Origin of the sequence: Novipirellula artificiosorum, from assembly GCF_007860135.1 — a bacterium.
Lineage (GTDB): Bacteria > Planctomycetota > Planctomycetia > Pirellulales > Pirellulaceae > Novipirellula_A > Novipirellula_A artificiosorum.
The window spans coordinates 1,288,369-1,299,967 of record NZ_SJPV01000001.1; the positions used below are offsets into that span (position 1 = coordinate 1,288,369).

Annotated in this window: 8 protein-coding genes; 7 read left to right on the forward strand and 1 reads right to left on the reverse strand. The window is 54.7% G+C overall.

What is annotated here, in order from left to right; all coding sequences use genetic code 11:
• Positions 1-42 precede the first annotated feature (42 nt).
• Together Poly41_RS04530 and Poly41_RS04535 are read left to right on the forward strand one after the other, a co-directional pair.
• Complete coding sequence (locus Poly41_RS04530; protein ID WP_146524989.1) at positions 43-1,080, forward strand: DUF1214 domain-containing protein; 1,038 nt, start codon at positions 43-45, stop codon at positions 1,078-1,080.
• 80 nt (positions 1,081-1,160) lie between these two features.
• Complete coding sequence (locus Poly41_RS04535; protein ID WP_146524666.1) at positions 1,161-2,669, forward strand: DUF1254 domain-containing protein; 1,509 nt, start codon at positions 1,161-1,163, stop codon at positions 2,667-2,669.
• Between the two features lie 74 nt (positions 2,670-2,743).
• Here the strand turns inward: Poly41_RS04535 and Poly41_RS04540 are convergent, their stop codons facing one another.
• Positions 2,744-4,174: a sulfatase-like hydrolase/transferase gene (locus tag Poly41_RS04540; RefSeq protein WP_146524667.1), complete on the reverse strand. Its 1,431-nt coding sequence runs from the start codon at positions 4,172-4,174 to the stop codon at positions 2,744-2,746.
• 319 nt (positions 4,175-4,493) lie between these two features.
• Here Poly41_RS04540 and Poly41_RS33825 point away from each other — a divergent pair, with 319 nt between their 5' ends.
• The 5 genes from Poly41_RS33825 to Poly41_RS04560 all read left to right on the forward strand — a co-directional run bounded on the left by Poly41_RS33825 (position 4,494) and on the right by Poly41_RS04560 (position 11,589).
• The gene (locus Poly41_RS33825; protein WP_197231063.1) at positions 4,494-4,646 is read left to right on the forward strand and encodes a hypothetical protein; all 153 of its coding nucleotides are present in this window, start codon (positions 4,494-4,496) and stop codon (positions 4,644-4,646) included.
• 171 nt (positions 4,647-4,817) lie between these two features.
• Positions 4,818-6,359: an IS1380 family transposase gene (locus Poly41_RS04545; protein ID WP_146524668.1), complete on the forward strand. Its 1,542-nt coding sequence runs from the start codon at positions 4,818-4,820 to the stop codon at positions 6,357-6,359.
• A 248-nt stretch (positions 6,360-6,607) separates the two neighbouring features.
• Positions 6,608-7,591, forward strand: a complete 984-nt coding sequence (locus tag Poly41_RS04550) for a potassium channel family protein (RefSeq protein ID WP_146524669.1) — start codon at positions 6,608-6,610, stop codon at positions 7,589-7,591.
• A gap of 387 nt (positions 7,592-7,978) precedes the next feature.
• Positions 7,979-8,533 (forward strand): RNA polymerase sigma factor, encoded by a 555-nt coding sequence (locus Poly41_RS04555; protein WP_231615395.1) that lies wholly within the window; start codon positions 7,979-7,981, stop codon positions 8,531-8,533.
• Positions 8,530-11,589 (forward strand): vWA domain-containing protein, encoded by a 3,060-nt coding sequence (locus Poly41_RS04560; protein ID WP_146524670.1) that lies wholly within the window; start codon positions 8,530-8,532, stop codon positions 11,587-11,589. The genes Poly41_RS04555 and Poly41_RS04560 overlap by 4 nt, the downstream gene beginning before the upstream one ends.
• The last annotated feature ends 10 nt before the right edge of the window (positions 11,590-11,599 follow it).

Below are 11,599 nucleotides of genomic sequence, written 5' to 3' on the forward strand. Positions count from 1 at the left end.
ACCCGACCAGCGACATACCAAAATCTTCTCAATTCAATGACTATGACAACGAACACTCTCACACTAATACTGACCGTTGCGCTCACTCTCACGAGCGCCAACGCACAAAGCGATCCAGCCGTAGAATCCAAGACGCCCATCGTCGTTAACGTCGACAATTTCAACAAAGCACAGACGGATTTTGAGTTCGAAGGAATCGCGAAGCTGTCGGGTATCAACCAGGTTCACAGCAATCGGACGCCCACGCCCATCGACAAGCAAAATGTCATTCGAATGAACCGCGATACGCTTTATAGCATCGGCGTTGTTAACATTTCAAAAGGCGCGACGGTAACCATGCCCGATAGCGGCAAGCGATACATGTCCTTGATGGTGATCAACAACGACGGCTATGTGAATGACGTCTATTACGGTGCTGGTTCGCATGAATTGACGATGAAGAAGTTTGAAACTCCCTACGTCGGCGTGGTCATTCGCACGCTTGCGAATCCGGAAGATGCCGCAGATCTGGCGATCGCCCACAAGCTTCAGGACCAGATTCAGATTGACACGGGATCTGACGAACCTTTTGTTCTGCCGAACTACGACAAAGCCAGCTACAAGGCGACGCTGGATGCGATCCTTGAATTGGCCAAGGGACTGAAACGATACACCCAGACCTTCGGCTCCAAAGCCGATGTCGATCCGGTTCACTTCATGATCGGCAATGCATCCGCTTGGGGCGGCCTGCCGGACAAGGACGCTCAGTATGTGAATGTGCAACCGAACCTGCCGGTCGGCGAATACGAGATCACGGTCAAGGATGTACCGGTCAAGGGCTTTTGGTCCATCAGCCTCTACAACGAAAAGGGATATTTTCAGCAGAACAAATACAACGCCTACAGCCTCAACAGTCTGACTGCCAAACCCAACAGCGACGGGTCCTACACCATCCGCTTTGGAGGAGATCCAAATACCACAGAGAATTGTCTGCCGATCATGGAAGGATGGAACTACGCCGTTCGAATGTATGAGCCGAGTCAGGCGATCATCGACGGCAGCTGGACGTTCCCGGGCCCACCGAAGAAAAGAAGCAAGTGAACTACATCGATGTCACAAGGTAGAAACCGTTTCAAGTTCCACCGACAAAGTCACTCACGACTCATTACCCCCTAGAATCAATGAAACCAAGCATCATCACCCTAACACTTATCGGCACGCTCACCATCGCGACCGCCTACGGACAGAACGACCCAGCCAGGGAAGCCGCGAAAACGACGGCGGCTTCCATCCCAGACAAAGTTCATACGGTGGCTGGCGAACTAGAATTCTTCGATGGCGTGCCGATTGGTGACACCAACGACCTCGTCTATGACTACCTAACCCGCTCGCGTGCGCTCGGGGTCTACCTTGACAATGTCGGCGCAGTATCGATCTACAGCGTCCTTGCCGGAATGGCCGAGCAAGGAGCCGACGCACCGAACAAGATCGCTATCTGGGAACAGCTGATGGATTCCCGCACGCCGGTTATCACCTCAAATACCTCGACGATGTATGCCTACGCTCCCACGGATCTGGCAAACGACGGACCGACCGTCATCGAGATCCCACCCGGCATGCTCGGCTTCCTCGACGACGCATGGCAGCGATTCGTCGGCAACATGGGTGTCACTGGACCTGACAAGGGCAAGGGCGGTAAATACCTCGTCATCCCTCCCGGCTATCAGGGCGAGATCCCGGACGGCTACTTCCTGCTGAAGCCGCCAACCAACAAAAACTTCCTATTCCTGCGTGGCTCCATCAAGGACGGCCTCGAGGCGGCCGTTGAGAACTTCAAATCCGGGCTGAAAGTTTATCCGTTGAAGGATGCCGCCAATCCGGCACCGACAGAACTCGTCAATATGTCCGGCCGGTCGTTCAGCACGATCTTCCCGAGCACCTTGGAATACTATGAGATTTTGAACAACATCGTTCAGGCCGAGCCGATCGATGCGGTCGGTCCAGAGGTGCGTGGATACATGGCCAGCATCGGCATCGTCAAAGGACAGCCCTTCCATCCTGACGAGCGGATGAAGAAGCTGCTAACCGAGGCGGCCTTGCTTGGAAATGCCGCAGGGCGTTCCATTACTTACGACACACGAATCTCCGGGGTGAAGATCTATCCTGATACGAATAGCAATTGGGTGACCGCCTATGCGAACAAGAACACCTCCTTTCAGGAGGACGGTGCGATGAATCTCGATGCGAGGGTGCTCTTCTACTACAACGCGGGCGGCGTGACTCCCGCGATGGCGACACCTCATGTGGGACAAGGTTCCGATTACGCTTTGGGTGTGTTGGACAACAACGATCAACCCTTCGATGGCGCGAAGACCTACAAGCTGCATTTGCCGCCGAACGTGCCGGTGAATGATTTCTGGGCGGTCACGATCTACGACACCCAGACCCGTTGCCAGCTCCAGACCAGCCAGCTTTTCCCCACCGTCGGCAGTCTTACCAAGGGGATGAAGAAGAACCTAGACGGTTCCTACGACGTCTACTTTGGACCCAAAGCACCCAAGGGCAAAGAAGGCAACTGGCTTGCTACCAAACCTGGCAAAAGCTGGTTCTGCATCCTTCGCATGTACGGACCGCTCGAGCCATGGATCGAAAAAACCTGGCGTCCCGGCGAGATTGAAACGGTGAACTAGCGATTCATCCACACCAGGATTCGGGGTTGGGCCGCAGCGGTAGTCGCCCTTTGGTTTCAGTTGGCAGGGTGTACTTAAAGGCTGGGGCCATTGTCTGGCGGCATGGACTGATGCCACTCCAATAACGACTTTGTGAGTTGGTTCGCAACTTCGGCGTGGCCAACGGCTACGTTCTTTGACTCCGCGGGATCATCGCGTAGATCGTACAGTTCGACTTCGGTGCCGTCGTATTCGCATAGCAACTTCCACCTGCCCGAACGGACAGCCAGATCAGGCAGGTCTTCGTCGCCGTAGAAGGAGTCGCGATCGGGAGGACGACGAAAGAAGATCGGAGCCTTGCGAGAGCCTCCTTCGCCAAGCAGCGTGTTGACGAGCGGCTCACCATCGAACGCGGTGTCGTCTGGAAACGGCGTATGAGTTAACTCCAGCAACGTCGGTACAAGGTCGATGGCCGAGAACGCCGATCGCTTGTCCACATGGTTTTGCTTCTTCACGAACTTCGGTCCCCAAACGATCAACGGCGATCGAAGGCCGCCCTCGTAAAGGTGCGTCTTGAAGCCCCGATACGGCCCCGCTTCGCCAGCACCCTGTTCGGGCCCGTTGTCCGAGCAAACCAAGATCAACGTGTTGTTGCGAAGTCCGTCGTCGTCCCGAATTCGATCAAACAGCCTGCCCAACTGTTTGTCCATCGACTCTAGAACCGACAGATAGAGTGTTCGCTTGGAACCATCGCCCCAAGTTTCCACCGGTGGCCAGAACGGTGAATGAACATCATCGGGCCAAAGGTTGACGTAAAACGGCTTGTCAGCCTCCTCTGCTTTATCGATGAACGGGATCGCGGCGTCCACAAACCCTGATGTAATCTCACTGCGCAGCATCCATCGATAGCCTTCACCCAAGCTTTCCGCTCCGCCCCAAATCCTGCCGGGTTCGTTCTGCCCCGGTTTTAGTGTCAGAGGCAATAGCTTTGGCCCCATACCTTCAAAATTGGTTAGCGACTCGTCGAATCCGTAGTCCGTGATCGCTGGAGCCTCGTTGACGTCTCGCTGGCCGCCCATGTGCCACTTGCCAAAATGCCCAGTCGCGTAGCCTGCCTGATGAAGCGATCGTGCCAGCATGGGAGCCTTCGGATCAAGCCACTGCGCCATCCCGCGTCGATGGTTGTCCTTGCGATTATTCAAAAACGACGTGATCCGCCAACGCTGCGGATACTGTCCGGTAGAAATCGCGGTTCGCGATGGCGAGCAGATCGGCGAGTTGACGTAGAACTGCTCGAAGCGAACACCTTCGGTCGCCAGACGGTCGATATTGGGCGTTCTGGCGTCCTCATTGCCGAAGCATGAAAAATCGCCCCATCCCATATCGTCGATGAAGACGAGAACGATGTTGGGCTGATCCGCCGAGTTGGCAACAGCCGGAGCTTGCCCAAAAACGACCGCCAGCAGTGCGATGCTCGCACAACCAGTACAAGATTGCGAGGTTCGCTGCGGAAATCGAATTGTCATCTTAAATCTATTTAGGTTCATGTTTTTGTTCCGTGTAGTATCAATATCGGGATGGGGCCCCCCTCCCGACGCTCTCGCGACCAATGGATTGTTCTCGAAGTCGTAATTGTACCCGTTCCGTTCATGCTCGGTCTCGTGCAGATTGAACTGTGGAAGAACGGCAAGCAATGCGTCGCGTTCGTTTCGATGAGCGTCGCTTTATCGGGGCAAGCGGGCAGCTCGTAAATGGTGTGTCGGTTCTTGTCGTCGGTATCCTATCTTTGCCTTTGTGTCCGCAATGTGCGTACTTGTTCGATGCAGTCGTACCCGTATTATGTGCATGGACACGCCAATTATGTGCATGGACACGCCAAAAGACAATCATTTTGATTCATGTAGGACAATCAAGATGAAAGCGATGCTCATCAACGCCTATGGCGAAAACGCGACCTTTGAAGCGGCAGCCTTGAAGGGGCAAGTCGGACAAGCATAAACTCGCTTGGAGAGAAAAAAAGCGATGGGCAAAGTGGTTGTAGAGGACTAGTCCTCAATCAAGCGACTGCCTAATTTAGAAAAATGAGAAAAACTCGAAAACCCTCAGCGTTTTGCGGGTGTATTGGAGGTTACGAAGACTTCAATCCACTTACTCAACGGAGGGTTTCGAGTGAACGCTAAAGTACGTCAGCAGCTCCGAAAACGCAAACGCAAATTATTACGCCGCATCTCAATTGAGCATGGAAAATGGCAATCTCCCATGATCCGTCCGGCGACGACTAAGATCGAACTCGCTGAGAAGCAACAGGCCGTCACCTGCGGAGGACTGGCGGCGATTGTCGAACTCATCAAAACGCTTGGGATTCGAAAGGAACTGAATCGATCGGCCAGCGTGCTGAAACTCCATCTGCCCTATGACGAAGCGGATCACATTCTAAACATCGCCCTTAACTTGCTCGCCGGTGGGACATGCCTTGATCACATCGAACACCGACGCAATGACGAAGCCTATCTCGATGCACTTGGAGCCGAACGCATCCCCGACCCGACGACAGCGGGTGACTTTTGTCGACGATTCAGTCACGTACAATTGATCATGGTGATGCAGGCGATCAATCGTGTTCGACAGACGGTTTGGAAACAGCAAGAAGACCGTTTCTTTGATTGTGCGACGATCGAAGCGGACGGCACGATGGTGGAAACCGCTGGCGAAAAGAAAGAGGGAATCGGAATCAGCTACAAAGGACAATGGGGCTATCATCCGCTGGTTGTCACGCTCGCCGAAACCCAAGAATTGCTTTACATCCACAATCGCCCTGGCAACCGAGTCAGCGAAGAAGACTCGGCGTTCTTCTACGACCTGGCGATCGACCAATGCAAAAAAGCGGGCTTTCGAAAAATTGTCCTTCGTGGCGATACTGCATTCTCTTCAACCGAACACTTGGATCGCTGGGATGAGTTGGGCGTGAAGTTTGTCCTCGGCTACTCGGCCCATCGAAATCTTTGCCGAATGGCCGATTCCCTGCCAAAAACCGCATGGAAACGCCTCGATCGATCCTCAGTCGGTGCAGCAGACGAGATGAAGCGTGCGAAACGTCCGAAAGTGAAGGAGCGCATCGTGGTCGCCAATGGCTACAAGAACAAACGCCTCACCGGTGAGAGCTACGCTGAATTCGAGTATCGTCCCACGGCATGCAAGAAGTCGTACCGGATGGTTGTCGTGCGGAAAGACATCGATGTGACCAGTGGCCAGCAATTGTTGTTCTCTGAAGAAAAGTATTTCTTTTACATCAGCAATGAAGCTTCCGACGATGCGCCTGCTCGCGAAGTCATTCGTGCCAGCAACAAACGCTGCAACCAAGAAAATACGATCAGCCAACTGAACGCCAGCGGAGCGTTGACCGCGCCGCTGGACAACCTAGAGAGCAACATGGCGTACATGGTGTTTGCGTCACTGGCTTGGACGTTGAAAACATGGAGCGGAATGTTGATCCGGGTCAAAGGCAACGAAGGTCAGCGGCGAGTCCGTCGAGAAGCACGCAACCGCATCGTTCGGATGGAATTCTGGACGTACTTGAACTCGCTGATGCTCCTTCCTGCACAGGTCATTCGTTCATCGCGTCGGCGAATATTCCGATTATTAACGTATCGACCCACGGTCGACTTGCTGATGACGATGCATGACCACATTCGTCAGCCGTTACGCTGTTGAAGAACGAATCATCGAAGCCGAAGTCTGGATGCTTCGGTCCGCCGCGGCGCCCAACCAAAAAGAACACTGACTATGCGAACAACCACGACGAACAGACGACAAGCCAGGCCACCGGTCCGCCACGTTTTTCCGCCGCGATACGATCAGAATCTCAATGAACGGTCGCTTGATTGAGGCCTAGTCACGACCGAGGCAACTACAATGGAAAGGGTACGACCTTGCCTCTTTCTGTGATGCGGTAAACCGTAATGTACCGATTGGTGTGGATCATCGCTGTCCTATTGATTCTGACTTTGGTCGGGATCGGTTGGTTCACTCTGGTTGAGGGCTGGTCGTTACTCGATGCGGCCTACATGACCGTGATCACGATCAGCACCGTTGGATACAACGAGGTTCGGCCGTTGTCGGATCGGAGTCGCGTTTTCGTGATGTTCTACTTGATCGGCGGATTAGGGGTGTTTCTTTTCGCCATCGTGCAGTTGGGTGAGTTGATTGTCCGTGCGGAATTGAGAACTTGGTTGAGGAGACGTGGCATGATTTCAACGCTTCACTCGGTAAAGAACCACTTTGTGGTGTGTGGGTTTGGTCGGATGGGACGCACGATTTGTCGCCACCTTGCCGATCGCAGTTTGCCATTCGTCGTCGTCGATCGAGACGAAAGTGCGCTTGCGGACTGCGAACAGCAGGGATGGCCGTGTGTTTGTGGTGACGCCACGAGCGACCACACGTTGTTAGAAGCGGGGATTGAACGAGCTCGGGGATTCGCGGTTGTTTTGGATAGCGATGCAGACAACTTGTACGTGGTGCTGTCCGCTCGATTGCTTTCGCCCGGGCTTCAGATCATTGCAAAAGCGACGGACGAGAACGGTGCACGCAAAATGGAAAAGGCAGGTGCCAACCGTGTGGTGAGTTTGTTTGCGACCGGCGCCGCAACGATGGCTCAGCTCATGATCAATCCGCAGGTCGAGGACTTCTTTGAAATCGTTTCAGGTTCGGGAACCACGTTGGACTTGGCTGAAATTCGAGTCAGTGCTGGTTCGCCATGTGCTCACCTTGCACTCGAAGAGACCGACTTTCGGAAACAGGGCGTCATCATTGTGGCGATTCGTCGACCGGATGGTGAGATCCTGCTGCCACCCTCTGCCTCGACCCCGATTCTTCCTGACGACGTACTCATCGCCTTGGGGGAAGTCTCTGCGGTGTCGGGTCTGCTTTCACGCGAAGCGCAATAGCTGGACCACTCCAACGAATAATCCGGGCTCGTGCTCGATCGTCGAGTTTCAAAGCCGAGATTCGAGTAGGAAGACGAGCACCACTTTGTAAAATTCGAGTTCAATTTTATTGAAAACCCATGACGCGAAACTGCAAGACCTGAAAACGCCGGGAAAACGGTCTGCCCTGGGTCTTCGTCGCCCAGGGATGCTGCGGACGAGCCCACGTTTTCAGAGGCCACGGGAGTGATTTCCAGCGAGCCAGCCGACCCGTGGTTTAAGATGGAGCAACCGATTTTTAAAAAATCACCGGAAATCTTCTAAGAAACCGAGCTATGGCGAGTCTACTTCTTTGAGAGGACGCTTTTCGTGGCCATTCAGCAATACCAGGCGCAGCGAACCGAATGAATGTTGAATCCGAGTCCCCAAGTCGATCGGCCTAGCGACCACGATGAGTGTGCGCTCACCGTTGGGGCTCTGTTCGATTCCGAGGAGTCGCCCTTGCTTTGTTACGCATTTTCCCTGATTGGGGAGCGCGCGGTGGCTGAGGATATCGTCCAAGAGGTTTTTCTGCAGCTGCACATTCATTGGAACAAAGTTGACTCTCCAAGAGCGTGGCTGTTCCGAAGTGTCCGTAACCGTGCCTACAACCACCTTCGTGATTCCCGACGAGAAGTTTTCGGCAGCGATAAGGGTGACATGCAAGATCCGAATGCTTTAGAGGAAACGCCCGAAAGCGTGCTGGTGCGGATGGAAGCCGCCGCTGCCCTGCGCCAGTTGCTAGCTGAACTCGACGAGAGCGACCGACAGCTGATCACGCTCAAATATTTTGACGGCCTTCCGTATCGCGACATCAGCACAGCGACGGGTCTCAGTATGGGCAATGTGGGTTACCGTCTGCACCATATTTTGAAAGCACTGGCTGCCAAATTGGGTCCACTGGGAATCGATGAAATCTCATGAATCAAACTCCAAACCCTCCCTCGAACGATCCGGAACTCGAAGCACGCATCGTGGCGCTTGTGCTGGGTGAGGCTTCGGAAGCCCAACGGTCAGATGCCCCTCGCGATGAGCTGAAGCGGCTGATCGAAGAGCATCCCGAACAGGCCGCCTTCATGAGGGAAATTCAAAATGTGGACGGACTGCTGCGCGATGTAGCAAAGGGCGAAGCGGTGGGTGGTGAGGAGGAATGGAAGTTGCCTGCCGAAAAACGCAAGATCGTCCTTGCTGAGATACACGGCGAGCTTCCGGAGTCGTCACACGGCAAGTCTGCTGTGAGCATGCCCCTTCGGCGTCGTATGATGCAGCGAGATTTTTTGCGCAGCTTCGCGAAGGTGGCGGCCGTGTTGCTTGTTGCCGTGTTGTTTGGAAGTATCTGGTTCGGTTCGGTTGCGATGCGAACAGCCCAACGTGCGCGAAGCTCATATTCTTTGTCGCAAAGGAAGCAACTCGACGATGCCCTGCACTCTGAATTGAATGCGGTGGCAATACCGGAATTGTCGAGCTACGCATCCATGGCGGAGGGGGCGATTGCAAAGCATGGCGCGATCGTCATGACCGACGGTATCGTGAGCAAGGATGATCGTGATTCAAGCCGCGGACGGTCAGCAATGAGCACTGCAGAGTCAGACTCGAAGAGTTCCCTTTCGGGGATCCGAGAAAGTCTCGAAGCGAAGTCGCTCCCTTCACCGTATTACCTGCAAGACGATGTGCAGTACTTTCCTGCCGGCCCCGAATTTAAACTATCGCGTGAAGCGGCGGTGCTGCGGCAAACGCGAAAAGAGGAACTACAGACTCGCGCTGGACAAACCGACGTACTTCGGCGATCGATGTCATTACGCGGAGGTACAGACCTCAGTTATTCTCTTGAGGCCGCTCCGGCAGATGCGCCTGCGGCGGGGCGAAAAATGGATGTTGACATGGACATCGATGGCGTTGAGCAAGAGGGTGTTTGGCTTGACCATGAATCCGTCCGCGCGGACGGAATGTCGGCAGGGCTTGCTGGTGAAGACAAGGTCTTAGGCGAACGTCTGTTGGAGGAATCGGTCGCCGCCACGTCACGTGATGTGAAGGGGCAATACTTTTCGGCTGATTCCGCAAGCATGGGTGAGCCCCCCGCGCCCTCGGCGCCATGGGGTGGTATGGGAGGAGGCGGCATGTCGGGTGGAGCGGCGATGGATGGTTTGTCGGATCGATCCAAGAAAAATCTCGATCGTGATCAGTACGATTTCGGCTTGCAAGAGAATTCGCCGATGGATGGCGAAAGCGAGCCGATGGCGACGATCGACGAGTTGAGTATCGCGGGAAAAGTGGTGAAGGGATTGACCGAAAACAAGACGGCGGACCAGCCTGAGTGGAGGGTTCAACCTGGGCAGTCAAATCGAGGATGGTTCTTTGGCGACGATGCATCGCGCGAGCATGCTGACCCTGTACCGGCTGAGCTGGAGGAATTGGGGAAGGACTCGATCAATCTTAACCTTGGTGGCATCGCATCCGCTTGGGATGAACTTCCAACGCAGCAGAAAGCCGAACTTGGAGAATCGCGTCAGCTTGAGGACCACTTTGCGGCGATTGACGGGGGAATGCGGTATCGTTTTGTGGCTCCTGAGTTGCCCGCTTTGTATGGGCAAGACTTATTCCGAGATTATAAGAATGCGTCGCCTCAGAGATTGGCTGCTCCCGCGGGTCTCGATGAAAAGACTGCCGAGGCGGAAGCCTTTTCAACCTTCTCGCTGCACGTCAGTGACGTTTCGTTCAAGCTTGCCCAAGCAGCACTTGCCAGTGGTTCGTGGCCGGAACCTGGCAAGGTGCGTATCGAAGAGTTCGTCAACGCGATGGATTATGGCGATCCGATGCCTAGCGAAAGTGAGAAAGTCGCTTGTCGTGTCGAACAGTCCATCCATCCGTTCTTGCAGCAGCGGAACGTGTTGCGAGTTTCCATGCGAACCGCGGCCGCGGGGCGTGCAAGCAACACGCCGCTTCGTTTGACGCTCTTGTTGGACAATTCCGGATCGATGGAACGCATCGATCGCAGTCAAACCGTGCGTCGCGCTTTCGCGATGCTAGCCGAACAACTGAAACCCATCGACCAAGTCACTCTGATTAGCTTCGCGCGGCAACCGCGACTGTTGGCGGACCAAGTGAGCGGTTCTCAATCGAACGAGCTTGTTCAGCTGATTGACAATCTGCCCAGCGAAGGCGGCACCAATATCGAAGCCGCCCTGCAATTGGCGTTCGAAAAGGCGCGAGAACAACAGCTTGAGGGTGCCCAGAATCGAATTGTGTTGCTTACCGACGGAGCCGTCAATTTGGGCGATGCCAATCCCGACCGTTTATCACAGATGATCGTGACGATGCGCGGTGCGGGGATCGCATTCGATGCTGCCGGAATCAGTGCCGAAGGATTGAACGATGAAATCCTCGAAGCCCTCACTCGCAAAGGCGACGGCCGTTACTACTTGCTTGATTCGGTCGCATCGGCGGACGATGGATTTGCCCGCCAAATCGCGGGTGCACTGCGTCCGTCTGCTAAAAACGTCAAAGTGCAGGTCGAGTTCAATCCCAAACGGGTTGGACGCTACAAGTTGCTCGGTTTCGAAAAGCACCTGCTCAACAAAGAAGATTTCCGCGACGACCAAGTGGACGCGGCGGAAATGGCTGCGGCGGAAGCCGGAGTGGCGCTTTATCAATTCGAAGCAAAGCCGGATGGTGAAGGGGATGTTGGTTCGGTGTCGGTGCGATTTCGTGACTTGTCGACCGGCCAGATGATCGAAAACCACTGGCCGATCCCCTACGAACCGGGCGCCCCTCGTCTTGATCGAGCCGCTCCGTCGCTACGCATCGCAACCTCGGCCGCACTGTTAGCGGCCAAGCTCCGAGGCGAGCCGCTCGGCGAAACCGTCGACTTGAAAACCTTAGCAACTTTGATCGCAGGATTGCCCGATCAGGATCGAACAGCACCTCGAATCCTGCAGCTTGGGCAAATGATCCAGCAGGCCCGAGAAGTGAGTGGGAAATGAACCCATGGCA

What these genes read in the sequence shown, in the direction of transcription:
- Poly41_RS04530 (WP_146524989.1), top strand. Translation starts at nt 43, where the DNA reads ATGACAACGAACACTCTCACACTAATACTGACCGTTGCGCTCACTCTC.
- Poly41_RS04560 (WP_146524670.1), top strand. Translation starts at nt 8,530, where the DNA reads ATGAATCAAACTCCAAACCCTCCCTCGAACGATCCGGAACTCGAAGCA.
- Poly41_RS04550 (WP_146524669.1), top strand. Translation starts at nt 6,608, where the DNA reads ATGTACCGATTGGTGTGGATCATCGCTGTCCTATTGATTCTGACTTTG.
- Poly41_RS04535 (WP_146524666.1), top strand. Translation starts at nt 1,161, where the DNA reads ATGAAACCAAGCATCATCACCCTAACACTTATCGGCACGCTCACCATC.
- Poly41_RS04555 (WP_231615395.1), top strand. Translation starts at nt 7,979, where the DNA reads ATGTTGAATCCGAGTCCCCAAGTCGATCGGCCTAGCGACCACGATGAG.
- Poly41_RS33825 (WP_197231063.1), top strand. Translation starts at nt 4,494, where the DNA reads ATGGACACGCCAATTATGTGCATGGACACGCCAAAAGACAATCATTTT.
- Poly41_RS04540 (WP_146524667.1), bottom strand. Translation starts at nt 4,174, where the DNA reads ATGACAATTCGATTTCCGCAGCGAACCTCGCAATCTTGTACTGGTTGT.